Source organism: Lysobacter enzymogenes (assembly GCF_017168095.1).
In the GTDB taxonomy this organism is placed as follows: domain Bacteria; phylum Pseudomonadota; class Gammaproteobacteria; order Xanthomonadales; family Xanthomonadaceae; genus Lysobacter; species Lysobacter enzymogenes_D.
The window spans coordinates 1-17,897 of record NZ_LXSD01000298.1 but is presented as its reverse complement, the minus strand read 5'-3'; the positions used below and the strand labels follow the sequence as shown (position 1 = coordinate 17,897).

The following is a 17,897-nucleotide window of genomic DNA, read 5'->3' as shown; positions in this document are numbered from 1 at the left end:
GCGGGCAACAGCTTTAGCACGCAAAGGCGCACCCTAACAACTACGCACTCCAACGAGAGTTACATATTTGATACAGACGATGCAGCAAGTACGCATAACACACACAAAATTTGTGGAAAATTCAATGCCCTAGCGCCATCGTTACACTATCGCGATCTCAGCAATCAAAATAAAAAAGCCGCGGTCAGTTTGGACTGAACCGCGGCCATTTCAGCTCCAATCGCATCACTCGAGCTACTACCTACTGGGATTTGAATCTACTTATTTTGTAGCGCGCTGATCCGCCGACTCATCCCTAGCCGCCCTGAACTCCGAATCCTCCGCCCAATTCGGCCACCGCGTCGAATTCGCCAGATCGCTCCCCAACGTATAGAGAATCTGCAAATCCCGCGCCATGCCCTGGAAGGTCCAGCTGGCTTCCCACTGGTCGGCCGGCTGGTGGTAGCGGTCCTTCACGTAGGCCTCGGCTTCGGCCTTGCCCGCGGCGACGCCGCCGTCGACCTTGTCTTCGCCCGAGCCGAACGACACCGCCGGGACGCCGCGCTTGGCGAAGGGGAAGTGGTCGGAGCGGAAGAAGTGGCCGGCTTCGGGCTTGGGGTCGGGCGCGTAGGCGACGTTCCACTTGGCGGCGGTGGCGATCAGTTCGTCCAGCAGTTCCTGCTTGGCGCTGCCGGAGGTGGTGAAGTCGCGCGCGATGCCGCCCGGGTCGAGCGCGTCGGTGTTGATGACGGCGACGGTCTTGGCCAGCGGGTACAGCGGCTTGGCGCTGTAGTACTCCGAGCCGAGCAGGCCCTTTTCTTCCGCGGTCACCGCCAGGAACACGACCGAGCGCAGCGGCTTCTTGGCCTTGGCGAAGGTGCGGCCCATTTCGATCAGCGCGGCGGTGCCGGTGGCGTTGTCGATGGCGCCGTTGTAGACGGTGTCGCCCTTGGCATCGGGCTGGCCGATGCCGAGGTGGTCCCAGTGCGCGCTGTAGATGACGGTTTCGTCGGGGCGCTTGCTGCCTTCGACGCGGCCGACGACGTTCTGCGAGGTGATCACTTCGCTGTCGACGTTGTAGTTGGCCGAGAACGTGACGTTCTTCAGCACCACCGGCTTGAACTCGCGGGTCTGGGCCTGCTTCTTGAGCTTTTCGAAGTCCAGGCCGGCGCTCTTGAACAGGCTCACCGCGGTGTCGCGCTGGATCCAGCCTTCCAGGGTCGGGTGGGTCGCGCCGGGGTTGTCGCGGACCACGTCGAACATGGTGTTGGTGTTGGAGTTCTTGACCGTGGCCCAGCCGTAGGACGCCGGGTCGGTCTCGTGCACGATCAGCAGGCCGAGCGCGCCGCGGCGGGCGGCTTCTTCGTACTTGTAGGTCCAGCGGCCGTAGTAGGTCATGGCCTTGCCGCCGAACGGGCCGGCGCCGGTTTCGAAGTCCGGGTCGTTGATCAGGACCACGGCGACCTTGCCCTTGAGGTCCATGCCCTTGAAGTCGTCCCACTGGCGCTCGGGGGCGCTGACGCCGTAGCCGGCGAACACCAGCGGCGCGTTCTTGATGTTGACCGCCTTGGAGCCGTCGAGCGCGGCGCGCACGGCGATGTCGTTGCCCTGTACCAGCGGGCGGGCCTTCTTCTTCACCGCCACCGACAGGGTCGGGGTGCCGCTGATCTGCGAGCGCAGCAGGGGCACGGCCTGGGTCCACAGGCGCTTGCCGTCCTTGAGGTCGCCGCCGGGCTGGACGCCGGCCGCCTTGAACTGGGCGATCAGGTAATCGATGGTCTTCTTCTCGCCCTCGGTGGCCGGGCCGCGGCCTTCGAACTCGTCGGAGGACAGGACTTTGACTTCCTCGGACAGGCGCTTGGTGTCGAACAGCGGCGTCTTCGGCGCTTTCGGCGCCTTGGCCGGCTTGGCGGCGTAGGCGGGCATCGACAGGACGGCGGCGCAAAGCACCGCCAACGGTGTGGCGATCAATTTCATAGGTGGGGCCCCAGGGGTGGTCGGCCGATACTAGCCAGCCCGGCGTGACGGGTCTATTGGCGGATGGGGCGGCGGTTCGCGGGCGGGTGGCGCGGGGATTTTCGCGGGGTGGCCGCCGGGCCGGGGCGCGGTGCCGGTGCCCGTCGTGGCCGCGACAGCCAGTGGCGAGGCGTGAGCGGCGTCACAGGGGGGATTCGGCGATCAGAGGGGCGGCCGGGGGATATCGCGGCCGGCGGGTTGCGCCGGTGGTGGAGGTGGCGCGGTCGCGACTTGCGTCGCTCCTACAGGAGGCTTCGGTGGGCTCGGGGCGGTTTGGGCGGTTGTGTGGGTTGGGTGGCGCCGGCATTTGTAGTGGCGCGGTCGCGACTTGCGTCGCTCCTACAGGGGCTTCGGCCGTGTCGCGATCTGCCTGTAGGAGCGGCGCGAGCCGCGACCGCGCCATTGCGAATGCCGGCGCGCGTTGGCCACGCCCGCGCATGCGGCGAACCAGGTTGGATAACGCCGCTGAGGTCGAACCACTCGTGTCTGCAGGTCGCGCGGTATCGCGCGCTTTTGTGGGACGGCCTTCAGGCCCGATGCTCTGCGCTCGGTTCACTTCGATCTGAAACAAGAGCATCGGGCCTGAAGGCCCTCCCACAAGAAGCGCTGGCAGGACCTATCCCGACAAAGACCACCGGCAAGAGCACGCCGGCTGTGCTCAGGCGCTGCGCAATGTGCGCGCCGGGCTCGGCGCGCTGTCGGGCAGTTCTTCGATCATCCGCCCGAACGCGGCCACCGCCGGCGTGCACGCGCCCGGGCGGCGCAGCAGCACGAACTCGGCCGGCGGCAGTTTCGGCAGGCCGTAGTGGCCGTCGACGATGCGCATGCCGGGCTCGACGTCGTCTTCGACCATCACCGTGATCCCCAGCCCCGCGGCGACCGCGGCGAGCAGGCCTTGCTGGCTCGGCGAGGTGAACACCACATGCCAGTCCACGCCGGTGCCGTCGAGTGCGGACACGCCGATGTGGCGGTTGACGCAGGGCGAAGGAAAGAACGCGAACGGCAGCGAGCGGCCGGCGGCGATGTCGAAATGATCGGCGGCGACCCAGACGAAGCGCGTGCGCCGCAGCACCTGTTCGCCGCTGCGTTCGGGCAGGCCGATGACCACGGCCAGGTCGAGTTCGTCGTTGTCGACCATCTGCCGCAGGTCCATGCTCATGCTGACGTTGACGTCCATGCGCACGTTCGGGAACGCGCAGGCGAACTGGCGCAGCAGGCCGGGCAGGCGGTCGCCGATGAAGTTCTCGGGCACGCCGAAGCGCACGCTGCCGGCGATCGGCGAGGGCTGGAAGCGCCGCGCCAGCGCTTCCAGCGACTGCAGGATCTGTTGCGCGTGGCGCAGGAAGTCCTCGCCGTCCTCGGTCAGCGTCAGCCGGCGCGTGGTGCGGTGGAGCAAGGCGCGGCCGACCTGGTCTTCGAGCCGGCGGATCTGGTGGCTGATCGCCGACTGGGTCAGGTGCAGGCGCTCGCCGGCGCGGGTGAAGCCGCCGGTTTCGACCACGGCGACGAAGGTGCGCAGCAGGGTCGGGTCGAAGTCCATGGCGCGCCTCACGATTGATGATGGCTGTCGATGGATTCTACAAAATCAAATCATTTCCCTCATGAGTAGCCGGGGAACACAATGGCTGCGCTGCCGGGACGATGCCGCGCGCATCGCCGCCGGCATTCCGCCGCAGCGACCGGTTCGCGCGAACCGGCGCCACCGCCACCACGCTGGCAGCAGCCCCGCGCGAGGCTGATCCGCCGGCGCGTCCGCTCGCCCCGCCCTGCCCCACACGCGAAGCCCGCGGGCCCGCGGCGCGTCCGCTCGCCCGCGCTTCGCCGACCACCTACACGGATGCCCTCATGACTTTGTCCGTCTCCACACGCAACGCGCTCGCCCTCGGCGCGATCAGCCTGGCCGCGCTGATGTTCGGCCTGGAGATCTCCAGCGTGCCGGTGATCCTGCCGACCCTGGAAAAACAGCTGCACGGCAGCCTGCGCGACCTGCAGTGGGTGATGAACGCCTACACCCTGGCCTGCACCACGGTGCTGATGGCCGCCGGCACCTTCGCCGACCGCTACGGGCGCCGGCGCGTGTTCGTCATCAGCACCGTCGCCTTCGGCCTGACCTCGCTGCTGTGCGGGCTGGCGCCGAACATGCCGGTGCTGATCGCCGGACGCTTCCTGCAAGGACTGGCCGGCGGCGCGATGCTGACCAGCCAGTTCGCGATCCTTTCGCACCAGTTCCGCGAAGGCCGCGAGCGCAGCCGCGCGTTCGCGGTGTTCGGCATCGTGTTCGGCTTCGGCCTGGGGTTCGGGCCGATCATCGGCGGCGGCATCGTCGCGCTGTCGAGCTGGCCGTGGGTGTTCCTGGTGCACGCGCCGCTGGCGGCGCTGACCTGGGCGATGGTGGCGCTGGGCGCGCAGGAATCGCGCGAGGCGCAGAACCATCCGCTCGACGTGGCCGGCTTGGCGACGCTGTCGTTGGCGGTGCTGGGGCTCACGTACTACATCACCCAGGCGCCGGAAACCGGCTACGGCGATGCGCCGTTGCTGGCGGTGCTGGCCGCCGCGGTGGTGAGCCTGGTCGCGTTCGTGCGCATCGAACGGCGCCGCGCGCATCCGATGTTCGACTTCGGCGTGTTCCGCATCCGCGCGTTTTCCGGCGCGATCATGGGCTCGATCGGGATGAACTTCAGTTTCTGGCCGCTGATGATCTATCTGCCGATCTATTTCCAGAGCGCGCTGGGCTACGACGCGGTCCGCGCCGGCACCGCCCTGCTCGCCTACACCGTGCCGACCCTGGCGATGCCGCCGCTGGCCGAGCGCTGGGCGCAGCGCTATGGCGCCGGGCGGATCATTCCGTTGGGGTTGGCGTTGATCGGCGTCGGGTTCCTGGCGATGTACGCGGGCAGCCTGCCGGACGCCGCCAGTTGGAAGACGATCCTTCCCGGCGCGGTGCTGTCGGGCATCGGCTTGGGGCTGACCAACACCTTGGTGAGCAACACCACCACCGGCTCGGTGCCGGCCTCGCGCACCGGCATGGCCTCGGGCATCGACATGAGCGCGCGCCTGATCACGCTGGCGATCAATATCGCGCTGATGGGCTTGATCCTGATCGCGGGCATCGCCGCGCATCTGCGCAGCGCCGTCGGCGCGGCGCTGGACGGCGCGACCCTGCGCGCGCTGGCGGCGCGTATCGCGGTCGGCGATCTGGATGCGGCGCAGCGCCTCGGCCTGGGCACCGACGCCGGTGCGGCCGCGCACCAGGCGCTGGTGCACGGATTCGCCTGGCTGTGGTGGTACGGCGGAGCGGGTGTCGTGGCGCTGGCGGCGCTGAGCTGGCGGCTGTTCGCGGCGCAGCGGCTTGCGCATGCGCGGGGCGAGGCGGCGCGGACGAATTCGACGTTGCGGGCTTGCCATTGACGCCGCAAGACGAAGGCGAAGCGGCCGAAGCCCCCTGTAGGAGCGACGCGAGTCGCGACTGCGGGGTAACGGCTCGCGGCGAACGTTTCGTCGCAAGCGCGGTGTCGCGGTCGCGGCTTGCGCCGCTCCTACAGGAAGATCGCGTAGTGGCCGGAGACCCTGTAGGAGCGACGCGAGTCGCGACTGCGGGGTATCGGCTCGTGGCGAACGTTTCGTCGCAAGCGTAGAGTCGCGGTCGCGGCTTGCGCCGCTCCTACAGGAAGATCGCGTAGTGGCCGAAGACCCTGTAGGAGCGACGCGAGTCGCGACCGCGGCGTAACGGCTCGCGGCGAACGTTTCGTCGCAGGCGCAGTGTCGCGGTCGCGGCTCGCGCCGCTCCTACAGGGAGATCGCGATGCAGCGCGGGGGCGCATCGCCCGTTCATCTCGATCCGACACGCCATCGGACCGTTTGCGCAAACTGCGGCGCGCCTCCCCATCCGCTGCAAGGATTTCTTTTGCCAGCCGCGAGAATTCCTCGTTTGCCGCCGCCCGCAGCGCTGCCAATAATCGGGGTCCGCCCCGAAGGAGTCCCCCATGCAACGACGCGCGTTCCTCCAATGCACCGGCACTTTGCTGCTCGCCGGCGGCGCCGCGGCCAGTTTCGGCGTGTCGGCGCTGAGCCCGAAGCCCGCCGCGTCCGCCGATGCCGCGCTGCGCGCGCGCCTGGCCGAACTGGAAAAGCGCAGCGGCGGGCGCCTGGGCGTGTCGGCGCTCGACACCGCCGACGGCCGCCGTTTCGATGTGCGCGGCGACGAGCGCTTCGCCATGTGCAGCACGTTCAAGTTCCTGCTCGCCGCGGCGGTGCTGCGCAAGGCCGATCGGGGCGAGCTCGACATGCAGCAGCGGCTCGCCGTGCCGAAGTCGGCGCTGATCGCGCATTCGCCGATCACCACGCCGATCGCCGAGGCCGGCGGCAGCGCCAGCCTCGCCCAGTTGTGCGAGGCGACCATGACCATCAGCGACAACGCCGCCGCCAATCTGCTGCTGCCGCTGGTCGGTAATCCGGCCGGGCTGACCCGCTTCCTGCGCGGCATCGGCGACAAGGTCACCCGCCTGGACCGCAACGAGCCCGAGCTCAACACTGCCCTGCCCGGCGACCCGCGCGACACCACCTCGCCCAACGCGATGCTGGCGAGCATGCGCACGCTGCTGCTCGGCGATGCGCTGAGCGCCGCCTCGCGCCGCCAGCTCACCGATTGGCTGATCGCCAACCAGACCGGCGACAAGCGCCTGCGCGCGGGGCTGCCGAAAGACTGGCGCATCGGCGACAAGACCGGCAGCGGCAACGGCACCACCAACGACATCGCCATCGTCTGGCCGCAAAGACGCAAGCCGGTGTTCATCGCGACCTATCTGACCCAGGCGCAGGGCGAGGACGACGCGCGCAGCGCGATCCTCGCCGATGCGGCGCGCGCGCTGGCGCAGCACTGGATCGGCGCAGCCTGAGGCCGCCGCGCCAGCAGGAAATCTTTTGCCTGGGACGAGAATTCTTCGTTTGTGGCCGCGTCCGCCGCTTCGAATAATCCAGGCTCCTCTTCCGTTGGAGCCCGGCCATGCAACGACGCAATTTCCTGGAAAGCGCGGTGACCTTCCTGCTGATCGCCGGTGCGGGCGCCGGCTTCGCCCCGCACGTGGTTGCGGCCGCGCCCGTCGAAGGCGATGAACCCAACGGCGGCGACGCGCTCGGCGAGCGTCTTGCCAAGCTCGAACAACGCAGCGGCGGGCGCCTGGGCGTGGCGGTGCTCGATACCGCCGACGGCCGCCGCTGGGCCACCCGCGGCGACGAGCGCTTCACCATGTGCAGCACCTACAAGTTGCCGCTGGTCGCGGCGGTGCTGCGCAAGGCCGAGCTCGGCGAGATCGATCTGCACGCGCGCATCGCCGTGCCGCCGGCCGCGCTGGTGCCGTATTCGCCGGCCACCGCGCCGATCGCCCGCGCCGGCGGCAGCGCCAGCGTCGCCCAGTTGTGCGAAGCGTCGATGACGATCAGCGACAACACCGCGGCCAATCTGCTGCTGCCGCTGGCCGGCGATCCGGCCGGGGTCAACCGGTTCCTGCACGGCATCGGCGACGACGTCTCGCGCCTGCAGCGCACGCCCGGCGCGCCGCTGCGCGCGGGCGACGCCAACGACACCACCACGCCCAACGCCATGCTCGCCACCCTGCAGCGTCTGCTGCTCGGCGATGCCTTGACGCCGGCCTCGCGCCAGCGCCTGACCGACTGGATGCTGGCCAGCAAGACCGGCGCCACGCGGCTGCGCGCGGGCCTGCCTCGGCGCTGGCGCGTCGGCCACAAGACCGGCACCGGCCAGGGCACCGCCAACGACATCGCCATCGTCTGGCCGGGCCGGCGCAAGCCGGTGCTGATCGCCAGCTACCTCACCGACGCCTGGGGCGACGACGAACTGCGCAACGCGGTGCTGGCCGATGTGGCGCGGACCTTGGCCGCGCATTGGATCGTCGAGGCGTAAGCGGCAACGACGCGATTGCGCTTGCGATCGCAGCCGCGACCGCGGGCACGCCTGCCGGCGCCTCCACAACGCTCCTATCGAAGCCGGGCAAACGAAGCCGTCGTGGCGCGCGGCCGAGAGATCGCGCAGTGCAGGCCGGGAAAGTACGGGTTCGGAACGTGCCGGTTCAGAAGCTGCCGGTTTAGAAAGTGCCGGTCTAGAAAGTGCCGGTCTAGAATCGGAACCGAAGCCCCCGCGCGCCGCGAACCGGCGCGCGCCACAAGGAACCGCATGTCCCGCAAGCCCTGGATCCTGCTCGCCGTCGCCGCCACCGGCCTCGCCCTCGCCGCCACCTTCGTATTCCAGCCCAAGCCGGGCGCGCTGCTCGCGCTCAAGCCCGCTCCGCCGCCGCCGACGCCGTACGACTGGAGCGCGCAGGTGGAGTGGATCGCCGGCGACGGCGTGCGCGGCCTGCGCAACGGCGCGGCACGGCAGGCACGCCTGGACGATCCTTACGGCTTGGTGCGCAGCGGCGACGGCACGCTGTACTTCAGCGATGCCGGCGACAACAACCGCATCCGCCTGATGACGCCCGACGGGCGCGTGGCGACGGTGGCCGGCTCCAGGGAAGGCTTCGTCGACGGCGTCGGTCTGGCCGCTGCGTTCAATACGCCCTCGGGCCTGGCCTTGGACGGCGACGGCAATCTGTACGTCGCCGACACCGGCAACCATGCGATCCGCAAGATTTCCAAGCGCGGCGAAGTCACCACGCTGGCCGGCGACGGCACGCCCGGTTATCGCGACGGCGCAGGCAGGCAAGCGCAGTTCGACGGGCCGATGGGCGTGGCGGTGAGCCGGCGCGGGCGCGTGTTCGTCGCCGATACCTACAACGACCGCATCCGCGTGATCGAGCCCGACGGCACGGTGAGCACGCTGGCCGGCAACGGCAAGCCCGGCTTCGCCGACGGCGCGGCGGCGATCGCGCAATTCGATACGCCGACCGCGCTGGCGCTGGATGCGCAAGGTCTGCTGTGGGTCGCCGATACGCGCAACAAGGCGCTGCGGCGGGTGCAACCCGATGGCGATGTGTCGACGCTGTCCTTGCTGCCCTCGACCTTGGGTCAGAGCCCGCTGGCGCGGCCGGCGGCGCTGGCGATCACCCACGACGGCCTGTTCTACGTCGCCGATCAGTCGATGGGCATGATTTTCCAGATCCGTCGCGACGGCAACTGGGTGGTGATCAGCGGCGATACCCAGGATCAACGCCTGTCGCGTCCCGGCGGACTCGCGCTCGGCGGCGACGGTTCGCTGTACGCGACCGACGCGGCCAGCCACCGCCTGCATCGCATCGCGCCTGCGGCGCCGGCGGTGGCGCCGCTGGCCAACGGCCCGGTCGGCCCGGCCGAGGCGGACCCGCTGCCCGACACCGCCGGCCGCTGGCCGCTGCAGCCGCAGGACGGCTGGCACGAAGTGGTCGGCACGCTCGGCGAAGTGCGCGGCGACGGCAACGGCGAGGCGCGCCATCACCTGCACGGCGGCCTCGACATCCGCGGCGACATCGGCCAGGCGGTGCTGGCGATCGCCGACGCCAAGGTGTCGGCGCCGGTGGCCTCGTGGGGCTTCGGCAATCTCGGCGAAGGCGCCGAGCTCGGCCGGCTGGCCTACATCCACATGCGCGTGGGCCGCAACGCGCGCGGCGAGCCGCTCGATCCGGCCCGGTTCAAGCCGATCTACGGCGACGACAGGCGACTCGAACGCATGCGCCTGCGGCGCGGCACACGCTTCGTCGTCGGCGACACGCTCGGCACGATCAATCCGATGGCGCACGTGCATCTGAGCCTGGGCCCGAGCGGCTACGAGCGCAACGCCATCGCGCTGAACTTCGTCGGTTACGCCGATCACGTGGCGCCGCGGCTGGAGCGCATCGAACTGATCGACACGCTGGGCCAGCCGCTGAAGGACAAGCGCGACGGCCGCCTGCTGGTGTCGCGCGCGCTGTCGGGGCTGCAGATCGTCGCCGAAGGCTGGGATCAGGTCGACGACAACCTGCCGCGCCGGCGCCTGGGCCTGTACACGCTGGGCTACCAATGGCTCGACGCCAACGGCGAACCGCTGCCGGGCTACGAAGCGCCGCGCATGAACATCGAGTTCGACCGCCTGCCGCCCGACGACGCCACCCAGATCATCTATGCGCCCGGCAGCGGCATCACCGTGCACGGCAGCGCGGTCACCCGCTTCCGCTACGTGCTCAGCAACACCGTGCGCGGCGGCCGGGTCAGCGAAGGCCTGTGGCTGCCCAGCGAACTGGCGCCGGGCGATTACACGCTGCGGGTGACGGCGCGCGATTACAGCGGCAACGAGGCCGGCGGGCGACGCGAGCTGGCGATCCGGGTGCAGTGACGCGCCGCGGCGGCGCGGCTTGCGGGCCGCAACGCATCCGGGTTTGCGGCGGCGCGCAGCGGGGCAACGCGCGGGTTCGAAAGCGCTGCCATCAACGCCCGGCCACGCCGATCGCGGCCGGCGCGCCGTTGCCGAACACCACCGGCGCGCCGGCCGGTTTCAGGCGCTCGTTTTCGATCCGCAGCAGGTGCAGGGCGCGGTCGTCGATGCTCTGCGCCAGCACGGTGCGGCTGTCGTCGCCGAAGGCCACGCCTTCGGCCCAGGCGCCGATCGGCGCGGCGTCGATGCGGCGCAGGCGGCGGTCTTCGATCTTCAGCAGCACCACCAGGCTGTGCGGCGAATGCCAGGGATGGTCGGCCGGGCGATTGCTCATGTTCTGCACCGCGGCGGCGGCGTAGCGGCCGTCGGGCGAACAGGCCACGTCCTCGGGCGCGGAGCCGACCGCGACGGTGTCGATCACCCGCGGCCTGGCGCCGGCCAGATCGATCAGGCTGACCGTGTCGATATCGCCGTTGCCGCTGTCGGGAATGCCGAAATTGCCGACCACGGCGAGGTCGGCGCCGCACCAGGCGACGGTGAACGGGGTGACGCCGGCGGCCATGTCGCGGATCGCAGGCTGGACGATGCGGCCGTCGCGCCAGTCGTACAGCGACACGCGCTGGGCGTCGGACTGCGCGACCAGCACGCGCTTGCCGTCGGGCGCGAACGCGCTCGACAGCGGGCCCATGTTCGGCGCCAGCGTCGACTTTTCGGCGATCGCGGCGCGACGGCCGCGGATCGACAGGTAGACGAAACCGTTGTCGGGATTGGACGAGACCAGCGCGGTGTCGCCGCTGCGGTCGAACTTGACCGACGAGGGGCGCACGCCGAGCGCGAGGGTCTGCACGAGCCTGGGCGCCTTGCCCGACAGGTCCACCACCGACAGCCGGTCGTCGGCGGCGTAGCGCGTGGGATCGGCCGGATCGACCTTGGACGACGAGACCACCAGCGCGAGATCGCCGCGCGGCGACACCGCGATGGAGGTCGGCGGGCCGAGATAGCTGGTCGGCACCGCGACCTCGCCGAGCTTGCGCAGGCGCCCGTCTTCGAGCTTGAAGAACGCGGCCGAATCGCCGGCCGGGCGTTCGGGAATCGCGCCGGCGCCGTTGCGCAGGATCACCTTGGAATCCACGGCCACGCCGAAGGTCTGCGCGGCGGCGCACAGCGGCGACAGCGCCAGCAGCAGCGCGAGCGGTTTGAACGGCATGGCGGTCTCTCCGATGGGATCGCCCGATGATCGGTGCGGCGCGGGGGCGCTTCCCACTGTCGAAGGTCACCTTTATGCAGTGAAGCCAATGGGGGGTGGGAGGGCTGTCGCGAACGCGGAGGCAGCTGGCGCCTGTCGCCTCTCTCCTACCGTCATCCCCGCGATCTCCCTGTAGGAGCGGCGCGAGCCGCGACCGCGACATTGCATGTGCGACGCAAGCTCGGTGAGGCATGACGCTGAAGTCTCTGGATTCCCGCCTTCGCGGGAATGACGGGGTGAGAGAGGCGCGGCAAAACCCACCTACCGTCATCCCCGCGAAGGCGGGGATCCAGGGCTTCATCGCGACATGATTCTGAAGTCTCTGGATTCCCGCCTTCGCGGGAATGACCGGGTGAGAGAGGCGAGGCGAGCTCATTCACCGTCATGTCGCAAAACCCACCCGTCGTCATCCCCGCGAAAGCGGGGATCCAGGGCTTCACCGCGACATGACTCTGAAGTCTCTGGATTCCCGCCTTCGCGGGAATGACGAAGTGGAGAGAGGCGCGGCAAAACCCACCCATCGTCATCCCCGCGAAAGCGGGGATCCAGGGCTTCATCGCGACATGACTCTGAAGTCTCTGGATTCCCGCCTTCGCGGGAATGACGGAGTGAGGGAGACGAGGCGAAACCCACCTAACGTCATCCCCGCGAAGGCGGGGATCCAGGGCTTCATCGCGACATGACTCTGAAGTCTCTGGATTCCCGCTTTCGCGGGAATGACGGAGTGAGGGAGACGAGGCGAAACCCACCTCGCAACGACTACCCTATCTGCCCCACCACGGCGTTCGCCGCGTAGGACGCTGCATGCGGCCATCCCCTCTGTCGCCGCGCGCGCATCGGCCTTACTGTCGTGGACGCAACGCCCTCGTCCCCCGTCCCAGGAGCCCCGCATGTCCACCGCCGCCGTTCCCACCGTCCACGCCAGCAGCGAAGCCGCGCCCTATCTCGTCACCTTCGTCGACGACGGCCAACATCGCTGGCAGGCCGACGAGCCGGCCGAGGTCGGCGGCGGCGACACCGCGCCGTCGCCCGAACGCCTGCTGCTGTCGAGCCTGGGCGCCTGCACCGCGATCACCGTGCGCATGTACGCTGAGCGCAAGCAATGGCCGCTGGCGCAGGTCGAGGTGGCGCTGCGCTTCAATCCGGACGGCAAGCCCGCCGCCGGCACCGACATCGAACGCCGCATCGTCCTGCGCGGCGAACTCAGCGACGAGCAGCGCGAGCGCCTGCTGCAGATCGCCAACGCCTGCCCGATCCACAAGGTGCTGACCGGCGAGGTGCGCATCGCCACGGCGTTGGACGCGGCCGCGCAGGGCTGAAACGCACGCCCGATCGCCGCCGCTGATGGCGACGGCGATCGCGACGGCGGATCCGCTTCAGCGCCGCAAGCTCAGCGGCAACGGTATTCGTCGGCCAGGTAGTCGCTTTCGATGCCGCGATCGTCCGCGCTGCCGTCCTGGCTGTCGACGACGCGGCGCGCGATCACGTAGGCCACCGCGTGGGTGCCGGCGAGGCAAGGGCGCGGCAGGTCGCGCAGCGCGTCGAAGGTCTCCGCCGTCGATACGCCGCGGCCGTTGATCGCGTAGCCGGCGAAGCGGCACGAGGACGGATACTGATAGCCGAGCACGCAGATGCCGCTGGCCTCGACCGCGTCGGCCGCGGCCATCGCCGCGTTGAAGTTGGCGGCCCAGCCGGTGGCCGGGTCGGCGACGCAATCGCCCGAGGGCAGCGGGGTGGCGCCATTCTGGCAGTCGTTGACGCCGTTGCCGCCGAGCGGACCTTCGCTGAAGTACTGGTAACGGCCGCTGTGTACCCAATCGGCCGCCGCCGCCGGCAACCCCGCGCCGGCCAGCGCCAGCGCCCACACCGCCGCGATCGCCGCGGCCCGAACCGACTTGCGCGTATTCATCCTTGCAGCTCCTGTCGTATGAATGCGCCACGCGGCCTGCGCTGCGCGAGCGGCGCGAGGATAGCGCAGGCATGCGCAACGGATATTGCAGCGTGCGGCGGTGCGCTCGGGGTCCGATCAGGTTCTCGGCGCGCGGCCGACGCCGCGCACACTCGCTGTGCGCGCGCGCCGGCACAACGGCGCCGCCGCGTTCAGTCTTCGTCCTTGAGCCGCTCGCCGGGCAGCAGCGGCAAGCGCGCGCCGTCGGCGGTGCCGCGGCTGAACCGGCCGTTTTCGATCAGCAGGATCTCGCCGCTCTCGCCGTTCTTGATGCCGCTGTCCACGCCGATCACGCGGCCGTCGAAGTAACTGGCGATGTGGTGGTGGGTGGTGTGGCCGACCACGATGCGGGCGACGCCGAGCTTGGCGGCGATGCCGTCGACCTGCGCCTGCGTCAGCGCGGGGTCGGTGAAATAGCCGCGGTACCAGATCGGGCTGGTCTTGCCGTTGTACAGCGGCAGCAGCGTCGGGTCGTCCTTCCACTGCGCCTTGGGCGTGCCGAGCGAGGCGCGGTAGCCGGCGTTGCTGCGTTCGGTGTCGAAATCGGCGGCGACGTAGTCGGGCGCGATGCCGCCGTGCACGAACAGGCTGTCGCCGACCCGGGCGATGGTCTGGCGCGTGCGCAGCCATTGGCCGAGCACCGTGTCGGGGCCGTACAGCTGCGGATAGCTCTGGCCCAGCGCGGCGGCGCTGCGCTGATAGCCGGCGTTGACGTAGCGCAGGTCGCCGCCCAGGGCCATGGTTTCGTGGTTGCCGATCAGGTAATGCACCGCGCCGCCGGCGTCGCGCGCCTGTTGCTCCAGTGCGTACAGCAGCCACAGCGCCTGGTTGACCTTGGGGCCGCGGTCGAACACGTCGCCGACCACGACCAGATGGCCGCGCCCGTAGCGCCAGCGCAGGTCGCGGCCGACGATGCCGTTGCTGCGCAGCAGCCGCGCCAGCAGGTCGTACTGGCCGTGCACGTCCGACAGCACCGCGATCCGCGCGACCGCGCCGGCCGGCGCGTCGGCCTGTGGCGGCGCCGGCGCGCGCACCAGGATCGGGCGGTCGACGCCGCAGCGCGGCGGCACCCGCACCGGCCAGCGCTTGGCCGGGTAGCGGCGTTCGACGACGTTGCCCGCGCAGACCCAGCGCGCGACGATCTCGCCGTCGCCGTAGCGGATGTAGGGACCGTCGTCGAATGCGGCTTCGGCCGCGGCGGACGCCGGCGCGGCGGCGGTCGGCGCTTCGGCGAGGGCGCTGCCCAGGCAGGCGGCGTACAGGGCCAGGCCCAGGCTCCAGGAACGAACAGCGAACGCGTTCAAGCGGGCTCCCGCGGATTCGACGGACAGCGTGCGAGCTTGGCGTCTGGTGCGGGGATGGGCAAGGGCCGGAGCTTGCAGCGGCAGGCGGGAAGCGATGGCAGCCGGTGGCCGGGCCGCGCTCGCTGAGTGGAGGCGGCTGCGGGCGTCGCTGAGGATCGACAGGGCGAACAGCCATATCAAAATGGGTTCCGGCTTTCGCCGGAATGACGGCCCTTGGAGACGGCGCCTCCACTCCCGTCATTCCGGCGAAAGCCGGAACCTATTTTGACGTTGCCTTCGCTCTCGCTTCCCTCGATGCAGCCAGCAGCGCCCCCGCCTCGAAGCCCCATCGACGCAGCTCCGCTTGCCGCCCACCCAATAAAAAACGGGGCTCCGAAGAGCCCCGTCCAGAGCGAACTCAGGCCGCCCCGCGCCAGCCCCCGCACGGCGGGCCGGCGCGACGGCTCACGGCCAGTTGAGGTTGACCGACACGCCGACCACGCGCGGCTCGTTGTACACCGCCGCCATGTAGTTCTCGATCACGCCCTTGAGGTTCTTCTCGTTGGTGATGTTGCGCGCGAACAGCGCCACTTCGTACGCGCCGTAGCCGCCGGTGTAGCCCACGCGCAGGCCGCCTTCGAAGTTGCCGCGCGAGTTGAACTCCTTGGAGTCGTACAGCACGAAGCTGGTGTAGCCCTGCTTGTTCCAGTCGGCGGCGACGAAGAACGCGCCGGCGTCGTTCACCGGAATGTCGTAGCGCGCGCCGAGGCTGAGGTTGTACTTGGGCGCGTTCGGCAGCGGGTTGCCGTCGATCTGGGCGAACACGTTGGAACCGATCTTGATGGTCGGGTCGTTGACGGTGCAAACCACCACGCCGTTGAGGCCGCAGACCTGGGCGTAGACGCGCTTGTCCTGGATCTCGCTGTGCAGCCAGCTGGCGCCGGCGGTGATCGACAGGTTCGGGATCGGGCGCCAGTCCAGATCGGCTTCCAGGCCGTAGGCGCGCGCCTTGTCGGCGTTGAACAGCACGCCGTTGCCGTTGGAGTCGTTGCCGTTGAGCTGGATGTCGTCGACGGTATAGGTGAACGCGGCGGCGTTCAGGCGCAGGCGGTTGTCGAACAGGCTCGACTTCACGCCGGCTTCCCACGACACGATGGTTTCCGAGTCGGCGGTGGTGAAGTCGGCGTTGAACACCGCCGAGCGGCCCTGGATGGTCGGGCCGCGGAAACCGCGGGCGACGCGGCCGTAGACGCTGAGCTGCGGATCGATCTCGTACATCGCGCTCAGATCCCAGCTGGGCGTGGTGTCGGACATCTTCACGTCGCGGCGGCCCTTGTAGGTGGACACGCCGGCGACGGTGTCGGCGGTCTTGAGCAGCCGGGTGTGCTTGCTGTCGCGGGTTTCGCGCACGCCGGCGGTGACGGTGAACTTGTCGGTGAACTTGTAGCTCAGCTGGCCGAACGCCGCCCACGAGGTATTGCTGTTGCGCAGGCGCACCCAGTTGTTGGGGTTGCGCGCGGCGCCCTTGAGGAACCAGGCGCGCTGGTAGAAATCGGTGGTATCGCTGCCGTCGAAGTAGAACGCGCCGACCTGCCATTGCAGCGGATTGTCGCTTTCGCTGGCCAGGCGGATTTCCTGGGTGTACTGGTCGAGATCGCGCACCTGGCCCATCGACTGGCCGTAGCCGTTGGGCAGCCCGTTCACCGGATAGTTCGCCGCCGCGCCGCCGTCGGTGTCGCCGCGGCTGTAGCCCGAGGTGGTCTCGTAGGCGCTGATCGAGGTCAGCGACAGGTCGTTGAAGCGCCAGGTGGCCTTCAGCGAGCCGCCGTAGGTCTTGTAGGCCTGCGGGTTGTTGTCGGCTTCGTCGTAGGCGACTTTGTCGCGCGGCACGCGCACTTCGTTGGAGCCCTTGCTCAGCGCGTTGCGCAGGAACAGGGTCGAGGTACCTTCGTAGTCGCGGGCGTGGGCCGAGGCCAGCAGCGAGAAGGTCTCGCTGGGCTGCAGCAACAACTGCACGCGCAGGTTGCGGTCGTCGTAGCCGCCCATCGCGTCCTTCTTCGGCGACACCGTGCCGTCGGCGCTGGGGCCGGCGTAGGTGTTGTCGACCCAGTCGTCGCGGTGCTGGTACAGCGCCGAGACGCGGAACGACAGCACATCGTTGATCGGGCCGCCGATGCCGCCGTCGAGCGAGACGGTGTTGTAGGTGCCGTAGCTGGCGCTCAGGCGGCCGGAGTAGTCCTGGCTCGGCTTGATGCTGTCGAACTTGACGATGCCGGCGGTGGTGTTGCGGCCGAACAGCGAGCCCTGCGGACCGCGCAGCACTTCGACCTGGTCGACGTCGAACACCGGGTTGGACTTGAGCACGACGTGCTCGAGCACGACATCGTCCTGGATGATCGACACCGGCTGCGACGCGCCGAGGTAGAAATCGATATTGCCCAGGCCGCGGATATAGAAGCGCGGGAAGATGCGGCCGGTGGTGGTTTCGGCGTAGAAGCTGGGCACCTTGCCCGACAGCGCCAGCAAGGTGTCGTCGCCGCCGGCGGTGAAGGCGCGCATGGCCTCGCCCTGGACCACGCCGACCGAGACCGGCACGTCCTGCAGGTTCTGCTCGCGGCGCTCGGCGGTGACGGTGATGGCGTCGAGCGAGGTCGCCTTGGCGTCGGCGGCGCGTTTTTCCGCCGCCGACGCGCCGTTCGCCTGAGCATCCTGGGCGGCGGCCGGCAGCGCGGCGCCGAGCAGCAGCAGGCCGGCGCAGGCGCTGGCCAGCGCGGTCTTCGCCAGCGGGCGGGAAGGACGGACGGCGACGCGGCTGCGCTGCGGCAGGCGTGCGGCGGAAACAACGGACATGGGGGTGGGATCCTTTCGTGGCGCCTGGCTGCGAGTGCGTCCGGCTGGCGCGAGGCCGGCCGCGGGGGGCGGTATTCTCCGCGCCGCGGCAAGGTATGTCACCTGTGTTGCACGTCCGTGGCAGGCGCTGTGCCGAGCCCGGCGGGCGCGGGTCGGCGCTGGAAACGGCGGGGGCGCGGCGGTTGGCGCGAGGCCGGAGCGCCGTCGATCGGGCGCGGTGGTGCGCGCGCGGCGAGG

Annotated in this window: 12 protein-coding genes; 5 read left to right on the top strand and 7 right to left on the bottom strand. The window is 69.7% G+C overall.

The features are described from left to right. Window positions 1-261: 261 nt before the first annotated feature. The 3 genes from A7A76_RS09710 to A7A76_RS09705 form a co-directional block, all read right to left on the bottom strand. Window positions 262-1,905 (bottom strand): M28 family metallopeptidase, encoded by a 1,644-nt coding sequence (locus A7A76_RS09710; protein ID WP_241200844.1) that lies wholly within the window; start codon window positions 1,903-1,905, stop codon window positions 262-264. Between the two features lie 232 nt (window positions 1,906-2,137). After that, the gene (locus A7A76_RS26430) at window positions 2,138-2,593 is read right to left on the bottom strand and encodes a DUF6053 domain-containing protein (RefSeq protein ID WP_428995117.1); all 456 of its coding nucleotides are present in this window, start codon (window positions 2,591-2,593) and stop codon (window positions 2,138-2,140) included. Window positions 2,594-2,653: 60 nt separating this feature from the next. Continuing rightward, entirely contained in the window at window positions 2,654-3,535 is an 882-nt protein-coding gene (locus A7A76_RS09705; protein WP_206411017.1) for a LysR family transcriptional regulator, read from the bottom strand. Window positions 3,536-3,840: 305 nt separating this feature from the next. On the opposite strand from A7A76_RS09705, the gene A7A76_RS09700 reads away from it, so the two are divergent. The 4 genes from A7A76_RS09700 to A7A76_RS09685 all read left to right on the top strand — a co-directional run bounded on the left by A7A76_RS09700 (window position 3,841) and on the right by A7A76_RS09685 (window position 10,294). Continuing rightward, entirely contained in the window at window positions 3,841-5,403 is a 1,563-nt protein-coding gene (locus tag A7A76_RS09700) for an MFS transporter (RefSeq protein WP_206411016.1), read from the top strand. Window positions 5,404-5,978: 575 nt separating this feature from the next. Further along, on the top strand, window positions 5,979-6,890 hold the full coding sequence (gene bla, locus A7A76_RS09695) for a class A beta-lactamase (RefSeq protein WP_206411015.1): 912 nt from the start codon (window positions 5,979-5,981) through the stop codon (window positions 6,888-6,890). 107 nt (window positions 6,891-6,997) lie between these two features. Next, a complete protein-coding gene (bla, locus tag A7A76_RS09690; protein WP_206411014.1) occupies window positions 6,998-7,915 on the top strand; it encodes a class A beta-lactamase in 918 nt (305 codons plus the stop codon). A 270-nt stretch (window positions 7,916-8,185) separates the two neighbouring features. After that, the gene (locus A7A76_RS09685) at window positions 8,186-10,294 is read left to right on the top strand and encodes an NHL repeat-containing protein (protein WP_206411013.1); all 2,109 of its coding nucleotides are present in this window, start codon (window positions 8,186-8,188) and stop codon (window positions 10,292-10,294) included. 91 nt (window positions 10,295-10,385) lie between these two features. Here A7A76_RS09685 and A7A76_RS09680 read toward each other — a convergent pair whose 3' ends face one another. Continuing rightward, the gene (locus A7A76_RS09680) at window positions 10,386-11,540 is read right to left on the bottom strand and encodes a hypothetical protein (RefSeq protein ID WP_206411012.1); all 1,155 of its coding nucleotides are present in this window, start codon (window positions 11,538-11,540) and stop codon (window positions 10,386-10,388) included. Window positions 11,541-12,469: 929 nt separating this feature from the next. On the opposite strand from A7A76_RS09680, the gene A7A76_RS09675 reads away from it, so the two are divergent. Next, a complete protein-coding gene (locus tag A7A76_RS09675) occupies window positions 12,470-12,898 on the top strand; it encodes an OsmC family protein (RefSeq protein ID WP_206411011.1) in 429 nt (142 codons plus the stop codon). Between the two features lie 71 nt (window positions 12,899-12,969). Here the strand turns inward: A7A76_RS09675 and A7A76_RS09670 are convergent, their stop codons facing one another. The 3 genes from A7A76_RS09670 to A7A76_RS09660 all read right to left on the bottom strand — a co-directional run bounded on the left by A7A76_RS09670 (window position 12,970) and on the right by A7A76_RS09660 (window position 17,660). After that, window positions 12,970-13,488 carry a hypothetical protein gene (locus A7A76_RS09670; protein ID WP_206411010.1) on the bottom strand — a complete coding sequence of 173 codons (519 nt, stop codon included), beginning with the start codon at window positions 13,486-13,488 and terminating at the stop codon, window positions 12,970-12,972. Window positions 13,489-13,679: 191 nt separating this feature from the next. Continuing rightward, window positions 13,680-14,831 (bottom strand): metallophosphoesterase, encoded by a 1,152-nt coding sequence (locus tag A7A76_RS09665; protein ID WP_206411009.1) that lies wholly within the window; start codon window positions 14,829-14,831, stop codon window positions 13,680-13,682. A 444-nt stretch (window positions 14,832-15,275) separates the two neighbouring features. Next, on the bottom strand, window positions 15,276-17,660 hold the full coding sequence (locus A7A76_RS09660; protein ID WP_206411008.1) for a TonB-dependent receptor: 2,385 nt from the start codon (window positions 17,658-17,660) through the stop codon (window positions 15,276-15,278). Between the last annotated feature and the right edge of the window lie 237 nt (window positions 17,661-17,897).

Excerpts from the sequence above, each read along its gene's own strand:
- A7A76_RS09710 (WP_241200844.1), bottom strand. The coding sequence starts at position 1,905 with ATGCCCGCCTACGCCGCCAAGCCGGCCAAGGCGCCGAAAGCGCCGAAG.
- A7A76_RS09705 (WP_206411017.1), bottom strand. The coding sequence starts at position 3,535 with ATGGACTTCGACCCGACCCTGCTGCGCACCTTCGTCGCCGTGGTCGAA.
- A7A76_RS09700 (WP_206411016.1), top strand. The coding sequence starts at position 3,841 with ATGACTTTGTCCGTCTCCACACGCAACGCGCTCGCCCTCGGCGCGATC.
- bla (WP_206411015.1), top strand. The coding sequence starts at position 5,979 with ATGCAACGACGCGCGTTCCTCCAATGCACCGGCACTTTGCTGCTCGCC.
- bla (WP_206411014.1), top strand. The coding sequence starts at position 6,998 with ATGCAACGACGCAATTTCCTGGAAAGCGCGGTGACCTTCCTGCTGATC.
- A7A76_RS09685 (WP_206411013.1), top strand. The coding sequence starts at position 8,186 with ATGTCCCGCAAGCCCTGGATCCTGCTCGCCGTCGCCGCCACCGGCCTC.
- A7A76_RS09680 (WP_206411012.1), bottom strand. The coding sequence starts at position 11,540 with ATGCCGTTCAAACCGCTCGCGCTGCTGCTGGCGCTGTCGCCGCTGTGC.
- A7A76_RS09675 (WP_206411011.1), top strand. The coding sequence starts at position 12,470 with ATGTCCACCGCCGCCGTTCCCACCGTCCACGCCAGCAGCGAAGCCGCG.
- A7A76_RS09670 (WP_206411010.1), bottom strand. The coding sequence starts at position 13,488 with ATGAATACGCGCAAGTCGGTTCGGGCCGCGGCGATCGCGGCGGTGTGG.
- A7A76_RS09660 (WP_206411008.1), bottom strand. The coding sequence starts at position 17,660 with ATGTCCGTTGTTTCCGCCGCACGCCTGCCGCAGCGCAGCCGCGTCGCC.